This window comes from Nocardia sp. NPDC051321 (assembly GCF_044455225.1).
In the GTDB taxonomy this organism is placed as follows: Bacteria; Actinomycetota; Actinomycetes; order Mycobacteriales; family Mycobacteriaceae; genus Nocardia.
Window position 1 is genome coordinate 12,813 of the sequence record NZ_JBITEM010000015.1, and the last position, 18,300, is coordinate 31,112.

Here is an 18,300-nt window from a genome sequence, read left to right on the forward strand (position 1 = left end):
TTTCCACATGCTCAACAATCCCCGTGAATGTCGTGATGAATGGGAGTCGCTCATCGCTATGTTTCGACACATCCGCCCCGCGCTCGCCGTTGTCGCCCTGCTGATTTCGGTCGCCCACGTGGCCGTCGTGCCGGGTTCCGCTGCGGCGCAACCGATCTATCCCAGGCCGGACCCCGACCCCTTCTACGCGGCGCCGCCCGACCTCGATCGGACCAAGCCCGGTGACGTGCTCGCCGTTCGGCCGATGCCCGCGCTGCTCGGATTCCCCGGAACCACGGTCACGATGATCAAGTTTCGGTCCACCAATTCGGCGGGCAATCCGATCGCGGCCACCACCACCGTGCTGACCCCGCCCGACCATGCCCCCGGCGGTCCGTTGCTGTCCTATCAGCACATCATCAACGGCCTGGGCACCCAGTGCGCCGTCTCGCGGGTTTTGTACACCGGCGACCCGAATCTCGCGGTGCGCGAGGCGCCCGCGCTCAATACGGTGCTGCTGCGTGGCTGGTCGGTGGCGCTGCCCGATCATCTGGGACCGACCAGCGCTTACGGGGCGGCCAAGCTCGGTGGCATGATCACCCTGGACGGCATTCGCGCGGCCCGCCAGGTCGCGGAGCTCGGTGTCGCGAACAGCCCGGTCGCGATGTTCGGCTATTCCGGCGGCGGCATGGCCACGGGCTGGGCGGCGGCACTTGCGCCCACCTACGCGCCGGATCTCGCCATCGTCGGCGCGGCCGAGGGCGGCGTCCCGATGAACCTGGTGAAGATGACCGAGGGGCTCGGCTACACCAGGCACCCGGCGTTCGGGCTCGCGCTGGCGGCGGCCATCGGACTCGAGCGCGAATACCCGACGCGACTGCCGATCAGCGACAGCCTGAACGCCTTCGGCCGAACGACCCGCGATCAGATCGCCAACGGCTGCACCAACGAGATCCTGGCGGCCGGTGCCGGGCACAACGTGCTGGACGTGGCCAGCTCCACCTCGCTGGCCGACGACCCGAGCGCGCGCTCGGTGCTCGAGGAGAACAGCCTGGAGCTCTACGACGGTGTGCCGAAAATGCCGATCTACCAATGGCGTTCGCAGGAGGACGCGCTGATCCCGGTGGCCTCGATCGACAACACGGTGCGCCGGTACTGCACGGCGGGCGTGCGCGTGCAGTCGGAGCTGTACCCGAGCCCGGACCACCTGACCACCGCGGTGCTCGGCTCGCCTGCCGCGATGGCCTGGATCGACGACCGGTTCCGCGGCGTGCCTGCGCCGACCGACTGCTGATCGCCACGAAGGCGCCCATCCTCGGGCCGCGAGACGCCACCGCGTCCCGAGGGTGTGGCACCTAAGGTGGGTTCATGGTCACGATCATCGGCGGTGGAATCGCGGGTACGTTGCTTGCTGGTGCGCTCGCGCGGGCCAATCGGCCGGTCACGGTCTACGAGAGTCAGCCGGCCATCGGCGCGGGACACTTTCTGGCACTGGACGATCGGGCACACGCCGCGTTGACGCGGCTCGGAGTCGGCCTCGATCGGCTGCACGCGGCATCGCACGCACTGACCGAACTGCGCGCGGCCGACCGCTCCGGTGTGCTTCGCAGCGACGCCCGCACCGAACGCAGGCTGTACCTGCGCGCCGACCTCATGCGGGCATTGACCGAATTCGCCGCCAATACCACGGCCGTCCTCAACTATGGCACCCCGATCACCGAGCTGAACAGCGCCGAGGGGACGCTCTTCAGCGGCGACAGTCCCGTCCCTGCCGACGACGTGATCATCGCCGCCGACGGCATCGATTCCCCCGCCCGGCGTCACCTCGAACCCGAGCGCATCGCCGAATACTCCGGCCAGATCATCATTTACGGCATCACCGATCGGCCGATCCAGCCGACTACCGATCCGTCCGTCCTGCACTTCCACCGCAGGCTCGACGACGACGGCCGGCCCGTCAGCACCTTCGGGCACTTCTGGAACGACACGATCTCGGTGTGGTTCACCCGTCTGACCCGCGAACCACTCGCTATGCAGGACACCGGCTCTCAGCCGCTCGGCGGGTGGGCGTCGCCAATTCTGGCGGGTGCCAGCGCAATCGGCGAACTCGTCGAGACCATGCTTGGCGCCACCAGCACGGTGCACGTCTCCAATGCGCGCACGGTGCCGCTCGCCGGCGCACGGCCACCGCAGGCGCCGGTGATCCTGTGCGGCGACGCCGATCACGCCATCACACCGGCCGCGGGAGTCGGCGCCCGCGACGCCATCGAGGACGCCGCGGCACTTGCCGCGGCCATCACCTCCGGCGGCGCACCGGCCGCCGCGATGGCCGAGCGACGACGCCAGATCCTCGCCGAGCGCGCGAAGGCGGCCCAAATGTTCCGCAGCGCAACGTAAAACGGCGGGGCGGGGACGAATATTCGTCCCCGCCCCCCCCCCACCACTGGCGCCGCAGGATTGCTTGCCGCGCTCATAAGCACTTTGGCGGGCCGCCTCCAGGTGTGGCGCCGCGCCCCCCCCCCCCCCCGCGCCCCCCCCCCCCCCCCGCCGGGGGGGGGGGGGCCCCCCCCCCCCCCCCCCCCCCCGCCGCAACCTCTGGCGACTCAGGATTCCTTGCCGCTCTCATAAGCACTTTGGCGGGCCTCATCCAGGTTGGCCTCAGCGCGCGCCTTCTCGGCCTCGGCTTCCTTCTTCGCTGCCGTACGCTCGGATTCGGCCTTGTTCTGCTGGGCTTGCCCCTCGCTCTTCAGGCCTTCGTTCCCGGTGACAATGCCCACGGCTTCCTTGGCCTTGCCCTTGACGTCCTCGACGACGCCCTCGACGGCCTCGCGCGGTCCGCTGTTGTCCTTGGTCATGGCAACTCCTCCAGCTCGGTGTTGGCGGTCATTCGCCGCATACCCGGGCCCCTCGGCACCAATCAGCACGGGACGCGATACGGGCTGTGTCTCGCATCACGCCGTCAGCGCAGCCAACACCGTTCTCGCCGAACAACACTCGATACTCCTCGGCGGCAACATTCGAGTTTCTCGCTGCCGGAGCCCATATGTCGCTTGTCTACCGGTCTGGAGCCGGACCGTGGCGTTGCGAACCAACGGGTTTCGATGTCACAGCGAGGGGCCCGCGAGCAACAAGGCCAGGCCGAGCAACGTCATCACCACCGCGATAGCGGAATCCAGCACCCGCCACGCGACCGGACGCGCGAACAGCGGGCCGAGCCGTCGGGCACCGTACCCGAGCGCGGTGAACCAGATGACGCTGCCGAGCATCGCGCCCGCGCCGAGAAACCAGCGATCGGGAGTCGCGTAGGTGCTGGCCAGAGAGCCGAGCAGGACCAGGGTGTCCAGGTAGACGTGCGGGTTCAGCCAGGTCAAGGCCAGACTGGTGGCCACCGTGGCCCCGAGCGCGACCGTGCTGCCCGCGGAACCGACGATCAGCGCCGTTGACGCGAACGCCCGGCGAGCCGCGAGCACGGCATAACCGAGCAGAAACGCGGCACCCGCGTACCGCACCACCGTAACCACCGCGGGCACCGATTGGACGACAACGCCGAACCCACCGACGCCCGCGGCGATCAGCACGATGTCCGACAGCGCGCACACCGCGACCACCGCGAAGATGTGCTGTCCGCGCACCCCCTGGCGCAGCACGAAGGCGTTCTGCGCGCCGATGGCCACAATCAGCGAGAGCCCGAAACCGAGACCGGAGAGGGCCGCCAGCACGGCCGAGGAGACTTCCATGTTCCTCGACGCTAGGTCCGGCATTATCGCCAGGCAAACTAAAGTTTCTGCACTACCATTACGATTCCTTAACATGGACCTGCAGCTGGATCAGCTCCGCGCGTTGAACGCGGCGATCACCGAGGGCACCTTCGACGCCGCGGCGAAAAGTCTGCGGATCACGCCGTCCGCGGTGAGCCAGCGCATCAAAGCGCTGGAGGACGCAGCCGGTCGAGTCCTGGTGCAGCGCACAAAACCGGTGTGCGCCACCGAATCCGGGCTCGCGGTGCTGCGGCTGGCCAGGCAGATCGAGCTGCTCGCCGCGGACACCGCCACCGAACTCGGCGAGGCGCATCGGCCGACCCGGCTGCCCATCGCGGTCAACGCCGATTCACTAGAGACCTGGGTGCTGCCCGCGCTGGCCGAAGCGCCGCCTGGCGTCTGTTTCGAAATCCACCGCGAGGACGAGGAACACACCACCCGGCTGCTGCGCGACGGCACGGTGATGGCGGCGATCACCGCCACTTCCACACCGGTGCAGGGCTGCAAAGTCGAACGGCTCGGCGCGATGCGCTATCGGCCGATGGCCGAACCGCGATTCGCGCGCACCTGGTTCGGCGACGGCGCCACCGCCAAGTCTTACGCCGCGGCACCGGTGGTGCTTTTCGACCGCAAAGACGATCTGCAAGACCGCCACCTGCGCCGCCGCAGTCGGCAACCGCTGGATCCGCCGCGGCATTATGTCCCTTCTTCGGCCGGATTCCTCGCGGCGGTTCGGCTGGGATTGGGCTGGGGCATGTTGCCGGACCTGCAAACCCGCAATTTCCGAAGCACCGAGCTGGTTGCCGTCGACGGCGAGGCATTCATCGATGTCCCGCTGTTCTGGCAGCAATGGCGACTCGACTCACCGGCATTGAGCGCGGTTGCCTCCGCGATAGCCGCGACAGCGGCAGAATCGCTGCGCTGAGTACAGCGTATCGGATGCACGATCACTTGGTCTTGCACTTCTGCGCCACAGTACTTTTCTCCTCGCCGAGTTCGATAAGATACGGTATTAGTATTTCGAGCAATTACTCGTGACTACGTGAAGGACGCATCCCATGGCCAAGAAAGTCACCGTCACCCTGGTCGACGACTACGATGGCAAGTCGAAAGCGAATGAAACAGTTCAATTTTCGATCGATGGCGTGGCCTACGAGATCGATCTGTCCACCAAGAACGCGGGCAAGCTGCGGGTGACGCTCGAGCCGTGGGCGGAAAAGGCGCGCAAGACGGGCCGGGCGAAGCGTAAAGGCACCGGCAAAGCGACTTCCGCGACCGATCGCGAGCAAACAGCCGCGATCCGCGAATGGGCCAGGAAGAACGGGCACAACGTATCGACCCGCGGCCGGATCCCCGCCGACATTGTCGCCGCATATAACAACGCGAACTAGCGCTACCACGGGATTCGTGCCTCGGCCCGGCAGATCGCCGGTGCCCGCCGGGCACCGCGGACTTCGGGCGGGCGATGTCTCGCGGCGGTTCGCGGCAGGCTCGTCTGTAGAATTCCGGGTTCGCCCGCCGGAGTTCGGCAGGCGGTCACTCGGATAGGACGGGGTGTGGCGATGCGCGTGCGGAAGCTGACCGCTCGGTCGGCAATTCTGAGTGCGTTGCTCGGGGCGCATCCAGCGGAGGCACCGGTCAGCTGGATCGTTTCGGTGGCCGAGGAACTCGGCCTGCGGCAATCGGCCGTGCGGGTCGCGCTGACCCGGATGGTCGCCCTGGGTGATCTGGAACGCGCGAATGGTGTGTATCGGCTCTCGGATCGGCTGATCGAGCGACAGCGCAGGCAGGACGCCGCGGTGAGTCCCGTGGTGAAAGCCTGGGACGGCGAATGGTTTCTGGCGGTGGTGACGGCCGTCGGCGACGACGCGGCTGCTCGGACGGCTTTCCGCGACACGATGCGCACCCGCAAACTCGGCGAATTGCGTGAGGGTGTGTGGACCCGGCCCGCGAACATCGAGATCGTTCTCGGGCCGGATGCCAGCCGGCGCGTTTCGGTGTTCACTGCGGTACCGATGGACGCGTCGGTCGCGTTGGCGGAAAGCCTTTTCGCACCACAGCTTTGGGCTCGCGACGCGCGGCGGCTGCTGCACGAGTTCGCGACTTCGTCCTCGTTGCGGGAGCGGTTCGAGGTGGCGGCAGCGGCGGTGCGGCATATTCTCGACGACCCGCTGCTGCCCGATCCGCTACTCCCCGCCGACTGGCCCGGGCTACCGCTGCGCGCCGAATACGCGGCGTTCCGAACCGAATTCATGGCATTCGCGGAGCAGCTGCTTGTCACCTCGGATGCGTAGTGGCGATCGGGGAACTGCGCAGGCCGGTTTCAGTCGCTCGTCTTGGGCGTGGCGCGTTGAATGATCGCGGCGCTATCAATACCCGTCGGTAAGGTGCCGAAAACGTCGCCGTGTTCGCCGCCGAGCCTGCTGACGGTGAACGCGTCCGCGACCGCCGGGTGACCGTAGCGAACGAGCAGCGACGCCTGAAGTACCTGCGCCATATCGCCGACGATGCGGCGGGCGCGATGCTGGATCGTGTCGAAGTCGCCGAATTGCTGTTCCAGCCGGACGATCGCGGCGTCGAGGTGCGTGTCGGCACCCGAGGCACGTTTGACTTCGTCGAAAAAGGCGCCAAGGGTTTCCGGTTGTTTGGCCATCGCGCGCAACGTGTCGAGCGCGGCGACATTGCCCGACCCCTCCCAGATCGACATCAACGGCGCTTCCCGATAGAGCCGCGGCATCCGCGATTCTTCGACATAACCGTTGCCGCCCAAGCATTCCAACGCCTCGGCGGCATGGATCGGGCCGCGTTTGCACACATAATATTTGCTCACCGCCAACGAGATTCGGCGCAACTGGTCGGCGCCGTCCGCCCCGGCCGTCGCCCGATCGGTGAGATCGGCCAGCCACATGGCGACCGTGGTCGCCGCCTCCGCTTCGATCGCGAGATCGGCGAGCACATTGCGCATCAGCGGCTGATCCGCCAGCGTCGCACCGAAAGCCGTGCGATGCGCGGCATGGTGCGCGGCCGCGGCGACACCGGTGCGCATCGCGGTGGCGGTGCCGATGGTGCAATCCAGCCGGGTGAGGTTGACCATTTCGATAATCGTCGGCACGCCACGGCCTTCGGCACCGACCAGCCAGCCGATGGTGTTGTCGTATTCGACCTCGCTACTGGCATTGGAACGATTACCGAGTTTGTCCTTGAGCCGTTGCAGCGCAAAGGTATTGCGGGTGCCGTCGGGCAGCACGCGCGGGACGAAGAAGCAGGAAAGCCCGCCGGGTGCCTGCGCGAGCACCAGGAACACATCCGACATCGGCGCGGAGGTGAACCACTTGTGCCCGGTGATCCGGTAACTTCCGTCCGGCATCGGGGTGGCGGCGGTGGTATTGGCCCTAACGTCCGAGCCGCCTTGCTTTTCGGTCATCGACATCCCGGCGAGCAACCCGCGCTTGGACAGCGGCGCTCGCAGCACCGGGTCGTATTCCTTTGCACACAACAGGGGTTCGTACTGCGCGGCGAGTTCCGGAGCCGCACGCAGAGCGGGGACGACCGCGTAGGTCATCGAGATCGGGCAGCCGTGGCCCGCGTCGACCGGGCCCCATACGCTCAATTTCGCGGCCCGCGTCAGGTGCGGGTTCGGCCGGGTGTCCGCCCACACCGCGCCGTGCAAGCCGAGGCCGACCGCGTGCGCCATCAACCGGTGATAACTCGGGTCGTAGCCGACCTCATCGATCCGGTTGCCATAACGATCGTGCGTCTTCAGCGTCGGCGGATGCGCCTCGGCGAGATCACCGAGCTCGATGGCTTCGGCGCTGCCTGCCAGCCGTCCGATCTCGTGCAGTTCGTCGAGTGAGTGGTCGGCGCCCGCGCGGTGTAGCGCCTCGAGCAGCACCGGCTGCTCGGCGGCGTCGTAGTCGACGAGCGGGGGAACCTGGTTCGTTACCGCGTGGGTAGGCATGAATTCAGTATTACAGCGTTCCGTCAATTGATACAAGTATGTAATATCAGTGGGGAGTTCGCCCCGCCATAGTCAGGAAACCCTGTTGTCAGACTTCGAGAATCATTCCGGCACCCGCCCGGCCGCTTGGTATGAGGGGCTTACCGACGCCCCCGATTCACCGTGGGCCGACCGCGCGCTCCCGCCGACGGAAGCCAGCTACCGCACGCTCACCTACGAGGTCACCGGCCGGATCGCGCGGATCACCTTCAACCGCCCCGAACGCGGAAACGCGATCACCGCCGACACTCCGCTCGAGCTCGCGCACGCGGTCGAGCGGGCCGATCTCGATCCGCGCGTGCACGTAATGGTGGTTTCCGGGCGCGGTAAAGGCTTCTGCGGCGGCTACGACCTGTCGATCTTCGCCGAGAACGGACAGGAACCGGCGGACGACGCGGCGGCGCCCACCGGCACCGTGCTCGACCCGGCGGTCCAGGCCGGCAATCACAATCCATGGGGCACCTGGGACCCGATGGTCGACTACGCGATGATGAGCCGATTCAACCGCGGCTTCGCCAGCCTGCTGCACGCCAACAAGCCGACGGTCGCCAAGCTGCACGGGTTCGCCGTCGCGGGCGGCACCGACATCGCGCTCTACGCCGACCAGATCATCTGCGCCGACGACACCAAGATCGGCTACCCGCCCACCCGGGTCTGGGGCATTCCGGCCGCGGGCATGTGGGCACACCGCCTCGGCGACCAGCGCGCCAAGCGGCTGCTGTTCACCGGCGACTGCCTGTCCGGCAAGCAGGCCGAGGAATGGGGCCTCGCCGTCGAATCCGTGCCCGCCGATGAGCTCGACGAGCGAACCGAGGCGCTGCTCGAACGCATTGCCCGGATGCCGATCAACCAGTTGGTCATGGCGAAGCTGGCGTTGAACAGCGCACTGCTCGCGCAGGGGGTGGCGAACTCCGGCATGATCAGCACCGTCTTCGACGGCATCTCCCGGCACACCCGCGAGGGTTACGCCTTCCAATTGCGTTCGGCCACTGTGGGTTTCCGGGAGGCGGTGCGGGAACGCGACGAGCCGTACGGTGATTGGAAGCGGGCGCAGTTCGACAAATAGCCGCGTTCAGGCGGCGATCTTTTCGATCATCGGCGTGAGCACGCGGCGGGCGCCGGTTTCGATGAAGCGGGTCTCGCCGCGGTGCAACAACAGCCGGATGCTGTCGGCCCAGCGGACCGGCGCGCAGATCTGTGCGGCGAGCGAGGCCCGCAGGTCGGCGGCGTGCAGTTCGGCGGTGAGGTTGGCAACCACGGGAATTCGGAGGTCGCGGATCGGTGCGGCGGCCAGGACCTCCGCGAATCTGGTCCGAGCGGCCGCCATCAGCGGCGAGTGGAAGGCGCCGCTCACCGGTAGCACCACGTAGCGAGTCGCGCCCGCGGCGAGGAAATGGTCGCGCGCCGAGCGTATGTGCTCGGCGCAGCCGGAGATCACCACCTGGTCCGGTGTGTTCAGGTTCGCCACCCAGATGCCGCCGCCGGGGCTGTCCGCGGCGGTGGCCTCGACCCGCTCGGCGGTGAGGCCGACCACCGCCGCCATCGCGCCACCGTCGGCGTCTGCCATCAATTCGCCGCGCCGGGCGACGAGTTCGAGCCCGCTGGCGAAGTCGAACGCGCCCGCCGCGAACAGCGCGCAGTACTCGCCCAGGCTGTGGCCGAGCAGATACGACGGAGGCAATGCCGTCTTGCGTTGAAAACGTAAGTAGGTCAAGGCATTCACGGTGTAGATGGCGGGCTGGGCGTACCGGGTCATGGCGAGGCGCGCGCCGCCTGCCTCCGTGCACACCTCGCGCACCGAATACCCGAGTACCGCGTCGGCCTCGCGCACGAGATCGGGGAACTCGTCGAACAGTTCCTTGCCCATGCCGGGAAACTGCGAACCTTGGCCGGGGAAGACGAAGACAGGCATCGTTCGGCGCTCAGTCGCCGAGTTCGGTGAACACGAACTTGTCGTTGGCCCCCGCCGCCAACTCGCGATAGGTCTCGATCGCCCGGTCCAGCGGCCGGGCGACGATGCCGGTCGGCGCGGGCAGGGCACCCGAGTCGAACAGCTCGCCGAGGCCGTTGAGCGAGGCGGCGCTGGTGATGGTGTCGTGCCTGGCCGAATTGACGCCGACGAGGGTGCCGCCGCGGCGGTAGAGGTCGAGCACGGGAACTCGCTCGTGACCGTCGGCGGGTGCGGCGATCACCGCGATGTGACCGCCGGTGCCGAGCGCGGTGATCGCCGCGGGCAGCCAGCAGCCGGTGGTGTCGAATACCGCCTTGGCACCGTCGGTGAAGCGGTCACGGACCTGTGCGGCGAACTTCTCGGTGTCGTCCAGCACGATCGCCTCGACACCTCGGGCGCGCAGTTCGGCGGCGCGTTCCGAACGGCGCACGCCGACAACGACATCGGCGCCGCGGGCGGTGGCGAGCAGGTAGGCGGCCGTGCCGACCGCACCCATGCCGATGAGGACCAGGCCGGTGCCCGCGCCGACGCCGATCCGTTCGACGGCCTCCCACGCGGTCAGGTAGGGCACACCCGAGGCGGCGGCCTCGGCGAAGGACAGGCTGATGGGTTTGCGCGCGACACCGGCCGCGGGCAGCGCCAGGTATTCGGCGTGCGAGCCGTCGCGGACGAACCCGAGTTCACGGCCGCTGCCCCACACTTCCTGGCCGATCAGCCCGGCCGGGCCCGCCACGATGACACCGGCGAAGTCACGGCCGGGGGTGCGCGGCACGGTCGTGTACGGGAACTTGCCGAGTACATTCTTGAAGTCGCTCGGGTTGACGCCCGCGGCGTGGATGCGCACGACGACCTCACCCGGGACCGCTTGCGGCCGAGGCACTTCGGCCAGGGACAAGGCGTCGAGGGAGCCGATCTGGTCGAAACGCAGTGCCTTCATTGTCCGTCCTCGGTGTGCGATGTGAGTAGGTCCCAATAGGTCTCGAGCGTTCGATGGTCTCCGTGCCGGAATACCGCCGCCACGTAGCCGTCGGGGCGGAGCAGCACGCCGGTGTGTTGCGGCACCCGCAGCTGTGCGCGCCATCGTCCGGAAACGTCGAACAGTACGTTGCCGCCGTTCGGTCGCCGGTACTTCTGTCGTGGTGACGGCCGGTCGTAGACGACATAGCTGACCGTCCCGTGCTCGACTCGAGCCGTGCACGCTTCCGGCGGGACGGTGTCTTCACCGGCGAAGATGAGCAGCACGTGCCGGTAGCCGCCCAGTTCGGCCAAGAGCCGCAGCGAGTGACCGTCCGCGGTCTCGAAGGCGCAGTGCGGCATGCGTTCTCCGACCCGCACCCGAGGCCCGCCGGGTGTGCTGCCCGGTGCGGGGCGCGCGAAGAGGCCGCCCTCGGGATAGCCGACGCGGTACTGGCTGACCTTCGCGAGTTCTTCGGCATGGAACTTGGGGAGGCGGAGTAGATAGTTCTGATAGCGCAGTAACCGCCGTTTGAGGCGATTGCGGCCGAAGATGCGCTCGCTGAGCATGTTGTTGTATGCGAACAGACCCTTCGCGACCGGATGCCGTTCGTCGTGATAACTGCGCAGTATCGCGGTGCCGCCGTGACGCAGGGTGCTGCCGAGCTTCCAGGCCAGGTTCATCGAGTCCTGTATGCCGGTATTCAATCCCTGTGCACCGATGGGGCTTTGGATGTGGGCGGCGTCGCCGACGAGGAAAATGCCGCCCACCTGTAGTCGTTCCGCCAGATATTGGCGTGGATTGAAGCGGGTGAGCCAGAACGGTTCTCCGAGTTTCACGTGCGCGAGGCCGACGGTGCGCAACAGCTCGTCGAATCGGCGCAGAATGAATTCCTCGTCGACTTCCGCGGCGGCGGTGCGCGACGTGGAGATCAAGCGGAAGTAGCGTCCGTCGATCGGCAGGATGGTGAAGAAGGTGCCTTCGTCCAGATAGAACGCGTGCCGATCCTCGGGATGGTATGGGAAACCGGCCATTTCGATGTCGGCCATGATGAAGGTCTCCGACTGTTCCGCGCCGTCGAAGGGCGTGCCGATCACCTCACGCACCCGGCTCCGGCTGCCGTCGGCGCCCACCACATAGCGTGCTTCGACCGTAGTGAGTGCGCCATCGGCCGCGGTGAGGGTGCAGACATGGGTTGCCTTCGACTGCGCGACCTCCGTGAGGGCAAGGCCACGTTCGACGAGGATGCCGTGTTCGGCCAGTGCGGCGGTGAGGATTTCGATCGTTCGGCGCTGGCTCAGGTGCAGCACACCGTGGAATTCGCCGTCGAGTCCGGCCAGATCGGTGACCGCGATGGGGTTTCGCCGCTCGGTGTAGTGGTGGATGCGACGGGAGAGGATGCCCTCCTCCAGGAAGCGGTCGGCGACGCCGAGCATCCGGAAGCATTCGAGCGTCCGTGGTGTCAGCGTCATCGCCTTGCTCAGCTCCGACCAGCGGTCGAGCTTGTCGACGATGCGGAATCGCACGCCATTGGCGGCCAGCGCCAAGGCCATGGTGAGTCCGACCGGGCCAGCACCGACGATGAGGACGTCGACCTGCGCTGTGCCGTTTCGACTTTCGATCATCGGGCACCGCCACGGGACAACTGCCACGCAGACAGGCACTCGGCGATCCGAGGGGCCATGGCGTCGCGGTACGCGGCGAACACGAATCGGTCCGGCCTCAGCACCACGAAATCGGCGTCGCCGATGGCGCGCACCAGATCGCCGGTGGCGTCGTCGAGCACGAGCACCCCGGGTTTACTCGGCTCCCCGTGAGCGCGCACCTGCGCGACCACCGTGTCGGCACCGAGCAGCGCGCGCCAGCCGATCGCGGAGATGCGGCTGTGGCTTCGCGCCAGTACCGCGAAGCCGTGGCCGAGGAGATCGTCCAGCGGTCGGGTGCTGCCTTCGTGCAGCACCACCGGCTGCGGGAACATCTTTCCACCGCCGGCCTTTTCGTCGAAGAAGCCGATGTCGTATTCGGGTGCGGGTTTGGCGCGACGCTGGTCTTGCACCGACAGTTCGAGCGCGTCCGGTGCCTCGCCGCTGTCCCCCTCGATCCGGCGGGCGAGGTGCCGCACGAAGGCCACGGTGCGGGTGAGGTGGCCGCCGCGTTCGGTGTCGTAGCTGTCCAGGATGTCGGCGGGCAGGCGGTCCTGGAGCACGAAGGCGATCTTCCAGGCGAGGTTGATCGCGTCGCGGACACCGGAGCACAGGCCTTGGCCGCCATAGGGCGGAACGAGATGCGCGGCGTCGCCGAGCAGGAAGACGTTTCCGTCGCGCAACTGTTCGGCGTGCCGGAAGTAGCGTTCGTATACCGCGGCTCGCACGACGTCGACCGGGTGATCGGCGACCAGTGGCCGCAGTGCTTCCTGAATATCTTCTCGGCCAACGGTTTCGGCTCGTTCCGCCGCACCGAGCCGGCATTCGATGCGGCGCATTCCCGCGGGGAGGGAGATCGACACCATGGGTTGGTCGGCGGTGTCCTGATGGCGGTCGCGCATCGCTGCCGCGAGGACGTCGTCATCGCGCACGTCGACCACCAGCCACTTCTCCTGCTGGGTGTCACCGAGAAGTTCGACGCCCAGTTGCTGACGTACCCGGCTGCGGCCGCCGTCGCAGGCCAGCAGGAATCGGGCGGACGCGCGCAGTTCGTGGCCGTCGGCGTCGCGCATCAGGGCGACGATTCCGCCCGCCTCGTCGAAGTCGATGAATTCGGTGCCCTCGCGCAGTTCGACCGTGGGCAATTCGGCCAATCGAGCACGCAGACCTGCTTCCAGGTTTGGCTGGAGGAAGGTAGCGAGGAATGGATGCCCGAAGGGACCTGGTGTGGCGGGCGGCTGGAAGCGCGAATAGCCGACCGGGGACAGGTATTCGATGGTTGGCGAGTACCTCAGTTGCGGCAGTTGGGTTTCCGCGATGCCGGTTGCCTGCATGGCGCGCATGGTTTCGTCATCGATGCCGATCGCGCGTGGGTAGGTGTACATCTGCTGTCGGCGTTCCACCACCAACGTGTGCACGCCGTATTGGCCGAGAAGTACGGCGGCGAAGAGGCCGACCGGGCCCGCGCCGATGATGATCGCTTCGTATTGCGTTGGGGTGGTGTCGAATCCGTTCATCGGGCGCCCCTCGCGAGAATGTCGAGCACGTCCCCGCGGCATTGTTCGGGGTGCAGGAAGAAGTGGTCACCGTCGAGGACGTGCAGGTCGAACTCGGCGGATGTCCAGGCGGACCAGCCTCGCATGTTCGCTTCCGTGACGCGGTCGTCGTTACGGCCGTGCATGGCGGTGATCGGCACCTCGAGGACCTTCGCTTCGGCCTGGCGAAAGCTGCCGACCATACGGATGTCGTTGGCCAGGATGGGCAATGCCATCCGCAGGAATGCCGCGTCGGCGTCGGCGGCGGGGAAACGCAGTAGGGCGGCCAGGTTTTCGAGCTGCGGATCGGTGAGGTCGCGGATCTCGTTGTCGCTCGGCAGATCTGGGTAGCCCGCCTGCCGTAGCTCTTCCCGGCATGCCAGGTAGAAGGGGTTGCCGGTGTGGCCGGGGCTGCTGAACGCGCCGATATACAGGTGCCTTGGTCCGGGGTGGCCTCGTTCGCGCAGGTTGAGCGCCAGCAGGTAGCTGATCAATCCGCCTGCGCTGTGGCCGTAGAGGGTGAACGGTTCGTCGCCGCAGCGCAGTACTTCGTCGGTCAGTTCGTGCACGATGCGGTAGACATCCGGCACCAAGGGTTCGGCGAGTCTGGTGCCGCGGCCGGGTAATGCGACCGGGCATACCTCGATGTCGGCGGGTAGTAGGGATCGCCAGCCGTGGAACAGAAGGGTGCTGCCGCCGCCGTATGGAATGCAGAGCAGACGTAGTGGCGCATCGGAATTGCGCGGTGGCAGATACGGTTTCGTATTCGAGCGGAGTTCCGCAGCGGCCGTTGCGGAGCGTAGCCGGCCCGCCAGTTCGGCGATGGCGATGCCCTGTACGAGATCCTCGAGCTCGACTCGCCGGCGCGGGTCGACCGGCTCCAGCGCTCGATACAGCCGGGTCGCCTGGATCGAGTCGATGCCGAGCGCGGCGGTCGTGTCGGCGGAGCTGAGGTCGGCGGCCGGGAGGCCGGTCAGTTCGGTGACCAACCGGCTTATCGCGGCCTCGAGGAGAGTCTGAGCCGCAGGCCCATGGGCCGCGTTTATCTCGGCGATCTCGGCCGAGGACAAGCGCAGCGGGTCCGCCGAGGCGTCCGAGGCCGCGATGACCGAGTCGATGCCGCTGTCGATCCAGCGGACGGTGCAGGCATGGCATTCGACGATGCTGGCCGCGTCCGCGTCCAGTAGGGCGAACCGGCCGATCACGCTCTTGCCGTCGGGGGCGAGCTCGACGCCGTCGACCCGAATGCTGTGCGGCGCCACCGGTTCACCGGGTCGCACGATCAGACCCGCCATTCGTTCGACCATGAACGCGGCGCCCGCCGGCACGACGTCCGGCATGAGGACGTGGAAGACCTGGGCGCACGCGTCGAGGATGCCGGGGGCGACGCGGGTCGCCGCACGCTCCGCACGGATGGCATGCGCGGGATCGATAGCGGCGATGGCGACGGTGCCGTGGCGGCGCACCGCGCCGACCGCACGGACGCTCGGCCCCAGCCGCAGACCACGGTCGTGCATGGCGGCATAGAACTCGTCGCCGGTGTATGCGGTATCGGATCCGACTGACGCGCCGACGATTTCGGCGAAGACCGGTGGCGGGCCGGAACGCTTGACCAGTGCTCCGCAGACATGCGTCCGCCATCGGTTCGCCTCCGCGTCGACTAGCGAATAGAAGCCGAACCGTGTTGTGGCGGCGTCGATGTCGTCGAAAGCCAACCGCACCGAAACCGGCGTGTCCGCTATCACGAGCGCGGAACTGAAGGTCATCTCCGCGATGTCGAAGCGAGCATCGGGGGCGAGCCGGGCGGTCGCGCGGAGCAGCATTTCGACGAAATACCCGATGTGCACGATGTTGTGGGTGTCGGCCAGCGGGAGCACACTGTTCGCGAGCACGAAGTCCAGCTCGGAGCTGCCGCGCGGTGCGGGATGGATGTGTGGTTCCAGCGGGTCGCCACCAGGTACCGCGGTTGGCTCGTCCAGCGGCGATTCCAGGACGTAGACGGACTCCTCGTAGGCCGAAATGGGCACCTGGACTCGCTGGGCTCCGGTGCCTTCGTACCAGGCGGCCCAGTCGACCTCCGCGCCCAGCTCGTACAGGCGGACCAGGGCCGCCAGCAGTGCGTCCGTGCCCGAGGCGAGTTCGACCACGGACAGTGCCTCGGCCATCGGTCGAGTCGGTGTCGATTCGAGGCCGAGCACCACGGCCACCCGCGCTTCGTGGCCGACACAGAGACGCGCGGTGCGGGCGAGATCGGGTGTTGCTTGTGCGGCTTGCCGCCAGTAGTCCGGTTCCAGTGCTCGGCGTGGACTGAGGAACTCGCCGGTGGCCGGACAGATCACGGCGGCTTCGAAACGGAATACCTGCGCGGGCACTCGCGTTGCCGGGCCGGTTCCCTCCGGTATCCGCAGCGCGGCAACACCGCTCGGCGTCAGGAAACTCGGCTCGTCTGGCGCCGTGACGAACAGGTCGATCAATTCGCCGACCAGGCAATCCGCGCTGCGCGCACCGGTTTCGATAGCCGTCGCGTACATGCCGATACCGTCGGGGCACCAGATCTCGGGCTCGATGCCGAAGCCGCGCCACATCCGGATCAGGCCGCACAGCACGGCCAGTTGGTGGCACGCCGCCGCCACCGGACTGTCGGTGCGGGTTCCCCTCGGCAGTGGCGTGCCGCGATGTGCCGTCCATGCGGTGGCCACGGCGTCGAAACCGCCGCGGAATCCGCTGAACGATCGATGCCAGCTGTCCGCTCGCGAATCCGGTTGCCGCGGAATCAGTCCCGACAGGACGAAGACCGGCTTCAGCGGGCCGGTTCGGGTCAGTACCGATCGGGTCGTGAAATGGGGGGTAGCGGAGAGGGTTTCGAGTGCGTCGAGCAGTTCGTCGCGATTCGCGCCCGTTACGTAGCTGCGATAGGGGCCGTGCGCGCGGCCGGTGGCGTAGGTGAAGCACACGTCCTCGGCGTTCGCGTCGGGCGTGGTTCGGAGGTATCGCACCGCGTCTTCGATGGTGGTCGCCAATGTTTTCGCGGAGCGGGTACCGAGGAGCAGGGCGTGCGTGCGCTGCTCGGTGCTCGCGGTGCGTTGCCGCTCCTCGGGGCTGCCGATCACCGCGTGCGCGTTGGTTCCGCTGAATCCGAACGAGCTGACCGCGGCGATCAATTCGCGTCCGGGGACATCTAGGTGCGCGTCGGGGACGCGCAATCCCAGTTTGTCGAAGTCGATCGGGTGGCTGAGCGCGTCGTATCCGGGTTGCGCCGGGATGCGGCGATGTTGCAGCACCAGAACCACTTTGAGCAGTGAAGCCAGTCCCGAAGCGGCCTCCAGATGGCCGATCTGGGCTTTGTTCGATCCGACGATCAGTGGCCGGTCCACCAGGCGGTCCTGGCAGTAGGCCGCGCTGGCCGCCGTCATCTCGATCGGGTCGCCCAATGGTGTTCCGGTTCCGTGGGTTTCGAGATAGTCGACCTCGGATCCGCGCAGGCCCGACTTGCGTAACGCGTCGGTCAGCAACTGCCGCTGTGCTCGTCCGTTCGGCACCGTCAGACCGCTGCACCGTCCGTCGTGATTGACGGCGGTGGCGCGCACCACCGCGAGTACGCCGTCGCGGTCGTTGTTCGCGTCGGACAACCGCTTCAGCACTACGACGGCACCGCCTTCGCCACGCCCGTACCCCTGGCCGTCGCCGGTGAACGGGTGGCAGCGGCCATCCAGCGACAGCGCGCCGAATCCGGCCAGCGCGCCAACCACCGATGGGTCCAGCAGCAGATTCACCCCGCCGACCACCGCGATGTCGCAGTCACCGTTGCGGATGCCCGCGCAGGCCAGATGCAGGGCGACCAGGGACGACGAGCACGCGGTGTCGATGGAGAGCGCGGGCCCGGCGAAGTCGAAGGTGTGGCTGATGCGCCCGGACACGACGCTGTCCAGGGTGCCGGTCGCCACGTAATGGCCCGGCTCCCCGGACTTCCGGGCCAGCGCACCGTATTCGCCGCCGATCACGCCGAAGTAGACGCCGACCTTGCCCGTCATCCGCCACGGGTTGTACCCCGCCCGTTCCAGCGCCTGCGCGGTGAGCTTCAACGCCAGCCGCTGCGTCGGGTCCATGTCGCGCGCCTCGTTCGGCGAGATGTTGAAAGGCCGTGGATCGAACCGCATTACGTCGCGATCGAGATAGTTCGCCGACGCGTAGGCCGCCGCCGCAGGATGCCGCGCGAAGTACCGACTGTGCACGTTTCGCAGCCACTCGCTCGCGGGAGCGTCACGCTCACAAGACTTTCCGGAATTCAACAGTTCCCAGAAGGCTTCCGGTGAATCGACACCGCCGGGCAGCTCACATGCCGTGCCGATGATGGCAACAGGACCCGCGGCAGCGCCGCCGGTGGCCGTCTCCCGGTTCAGCTCTCGAATCGTCGCGAGCGACTTCCGTAACAATGCTCTGAGCTGCGCATTTTCTTCTTCGGGTGTCATCTGGATTCCTCGA

Annotated in this window: 14 protein-coding genes; 6 read left to right on the forward strand and 8 right to left on the reverse strand. The window is 67.4% G+C overall.

Annotated features, from left to right (window positions below):
• Positions 1-58 precede the first annotated feature (58 nt).
• Complete coding sequence (locus ACIA8C_RS32400) at positions 59-1,273, forward strand: lipase family protein (protein WP_397141302.1); 1,215 nt, start codon at positions 59-61, stop codon at positions 1,271-1,273.
• A 74-nt stretch (positions 1,274-1,347) separates the two neighbouring features.
• Positions 1,348-2,376: an FAD-dependent oxidoreductase gene (locus tag ACIA8C_RS32405; RefSeq protein ID WP_397141304.1), complete on the forward strand. Its 1,029-nt coding sequence runs from the start codon at positions 1,348-1,350 to the stop codon at positions 2,374-2,376.
• A 206-nt stretch (positions 2,377-2,582) separates the two neighbouring features.
• Here the strand turns inward: ACIA8C_RS32405 and ACIA8C_RS32410 are convergent, their stop codons facing one another.
• Positions 2,583-2,834, reverse strand: a complete 252-nt coding sequence (locus tag ACIA8C_RS32410; RefSeq protein WP_397141306.1) for a CsbD family protein — start codon at positions 2,832-2,834, stop codon at positions 2,583-2,585.
• A gap of 249 nt (positions 2,835-3,083) precedes the next feature.
• Positions 3,084-3,716 carry a LysE/ArgO family amino acid transporter gene (locus tag ACIA8C_RS32415; protein WP_397141308.1) on the reverse strand — a complete coding sequence of 211 codons (633 nt, stop codon included), beginning with the start codon at positions 3,714-3,716 and terminating at the stop codon, positions 3,084-3,086.
• Positions 3,717-3,789: 73 nt separating this feature from the next.
• On the opposite strand from ACIA8C_RS32415, the gene ACIA8C_RS32420 reads away from it, so the two are divergent.
• The 3 genes from ACIA8C_RS32420 to ACIA8C_RS32430 all read left to right on the forward strand — a co-directional run bounded on the left by ACIA8C_RS32420 (position 3,790) and on the right by ACIA8C_RS32430 (position 6,031).
• A complete protein-coding gene (locus tag ACIA8C_RS32420) occupies positions 3,790-4,662 on the forward strand; it encodes a LysR family transcriptional regulator ArgP (protein WP_397141310.1) in 873 nt (290 codons plus the stop codon).
• Positions 4,663-4,795: 133 nt separating this feature from the next.
• Complete coding sequence (locus ACIA8C_RS32425) at positions 4,796-5,128, forward strand: Lsr2 family protein (protein WP_396989400.1); 333 nt, start codon at positions 4,796-4,798, stop codon at positions 5,126-5,128.
• A 171-nt stretch (positions 5,129-5,299) separates the two neighbouring features.
• Complete coding sequence (locus ACIA8C_RS32430; protein WP_397141312.1) at positions 5,300-6,031, forward strand: PaaX family transcriptional regulator C-terminal domain-containing protein; 732 nt, start codon at positions 5,300-5,302, stop codon at positions 6,029-6,031.
• A 29-nt stretch (positions 6,032-6,060) separates the two neighbouring features.
• Here ACIA8C_RS32430 and ACIA8C_RS32435 read toward each other — a convergent pair whose 3' ends face one another.
• Complete coding sequence (locus tag ACIA8C_RS32435) at positions 6,061-7,695, reverse strand: acyl-CoA dehydrogenase family protein (protein ID WP_397141314.1); 1,635 nt, start codon at positions 7,693-7,695, stop codon at positions 6,061-6,063.
• A gap of 85 nt (positions 7,696-7,780) precedes the next feature.
• Between ACIA8C_RS32435 and ACIA8C_RS32440 the strand changes: the two genes are divergently transcribed.
• Positions 7,781-8,800 (forward strand): crotonase/enoyl-CoA hydratase family protein, encoded by a 1,020-nt coding sequence (locus ACIA8C_RS32440; RefSeq protein ID WP_397141316.1) that lies wholly within the window; start codon positions 7,781-7,783, stop codon positions 8,798-8,800.
• A 6-nt stretch (positions 8,801-8,806) separates the two neighbouring features.
• On the opposite strand, the gene fabD is transcribed toward ACIA8C_RS32440, so the two are convergent.
• From fabD to ACIA8C_RS32465, 5 genes are read right to left on the reverse strand one after another with little or no spacing between them, the layout of a single operon-like run.
• Positions 8,807-9,646 (reverse strand): ACP S-malonyltransferase, encoded by an 840-nt coding sequence (fabD, locus tag ACIA8C_RS32445; RefSeq protein WP_397141318.1) that lies wholly within the window; start codon positions 9,644-9,646, stop codon positions 8,807-8,809.
• A 10-nt stretch (positions 9,647-9,656) separates the two neighbouring features.
• Positions 9,657-10,622 (reverse strand): zinc-binding alcohol dehydrogenase family protein, encoded by a 966-nt coding sequence (locus tag ACIA8C_RS32450; protein WP_397141320.1) that lies wholly within the window; start codon positions 10,620-10,622, stop codon positions 9,657-9,659.
• Positions 10,619-12,265: an FAD-dependent monooxygenase gene (locus tag ACIA8C_RS32455; protein WP_397141322.1), complete on the reverse strand. Its 1,647-nt coding sequence runs from the start codon at positions 12,263-12,265 to the stop codon at positions 10,619-10,621. Before ACIA8C_RS32455 ends, ACIA8C_RS32450 begins: the two co-directional genes overlap by 4 nt.
• Complete coding sequence (locus ACIA8C_RS32460; protein WP_397141324.1) at positions 12,262-13,800, reverse strand: FAD-dependent monooxygenase; 1,539 nt, start codon at positions 13,798-13,800, stop codon at positions 12,262-12,264. The genes ACIA8C_RS32455 and ACIA8C_RS32460 overlap by 4 nt, the downstream gene beginning before the upstream one ends.
• The gene (locus ACIA8C_RS32465; protein WP_397141326.1) at positions 13,797-18,287 is read right to left on the reverse strand and encodes a beta-ketoacyl synthase N-terminal-like domain-containing protein; all 4,491 of its coding nucleotides are present in this window, start codon (positions 18,285-18,287) and stop codon (positions 13,797-13,799) included. Before ACIA8C_RS32465 ends, ACIA8C_RS32460 begins: the two co-directional genes overlap by 4 nt.
• Between the last annotated feature and the right edge of the window lie 13 nt (positions 18,288-18,300).

Bases quoted from the DNA above. Each gene is read 5' to 3' on its own strand.
- ACIA8C_RS32400 (WP_397141302.1), top strand. From the start codon at position 59: ATGTTTCGACACATCCGCCCCGCGCTCGCCGTTGTCGCCCTGCTGATT.
- ACIA8C_RS32405 (WP_397141304.1), top strand. From the start codon at position 1,348: ATGGTCACGATCATCGGCGGTGGAATCGCGGGTACGTTGCTTGCTGGT.
- ACIA8C_RS32410 (WP_397141306.1), bottom strand. From the start codon at position 2,834: ATGACCAAGGACAACAGCGGACCGCGCGAGGCCGTCGAGGGCGTCGTC.
- ACIA8C_RS32415 (WP_397141308.1), bottom strand. From the start codon at position 3,716: ATGGAAGTCTCCTCGGCCGTGCTGGCGGCCCTCTCCGGTCTCGGTTTC.
- ACIA8C_RS32420 (WP_397141310.1), top strand. From the start codon at position 3,790: ATGGACCTGCAGCTGGATCAGCTCCGCGCGTTGAACGCGGCGATCACC.
- ACIA8C_RS32425 (WP_396989400.1), top strand. From the start codon at position 4,796: ATGGCCAAGAAAGTCACCGTCACCCTGGTCGACGACTACGATGGCAAG.
- ACIA8C_RS32430 (WP_397141312.1), top strand. From the start codon at position 5,300: ATGCGCGTGCGGAAGCTGACCGCTCGGTCGGCAATTCTGAGTGCGTTG.
- ACIA8C_RS32435 (WP_397141314.1), bottom strand. From the start codon at position 7,695: ATGCCTACCCACGCGGTAACGAACCAGGTTCCCCCGCTCGTCGACTAC.
- fabD (WP_397141318.1), bottom strand. From the start codon at position 9,646: ATGCCTGTCTTCGTCTTCCCCGGCCAAGGTTCGCAGTTTCCCGGCATG.
- ACIA8C_RS32450 (WP_397141320.1), bottom strand. From the start codon at position 10,622: ATGAAGGCACTGCGTTTCGACCAGATCGGCTCCCTCGACGCCTTGTCC.
- ACIA8C_RS32455 (WP_397141322.1), bottom strand. From the start codon at position 12,265: ATGATCGAAAGTCGAAACGGCACAGCGCAGGTCGACGTCCTCATCGTC.
- ACIA8C_RS32460 (WP_397141324.1), bottom strand. From the start codon at position 13,800: ATGAACGGATTCGACACCACCCCAACGCAATACGAAGCGATCATCATC.
- ACIA8C_RS32465 (WP_397141326.1), bottom strand. From the start codon at position 18,287: ATGACACCCGAAGAAGAAAATGCGCAGCTCAGAGCATTGTTACGGAAG.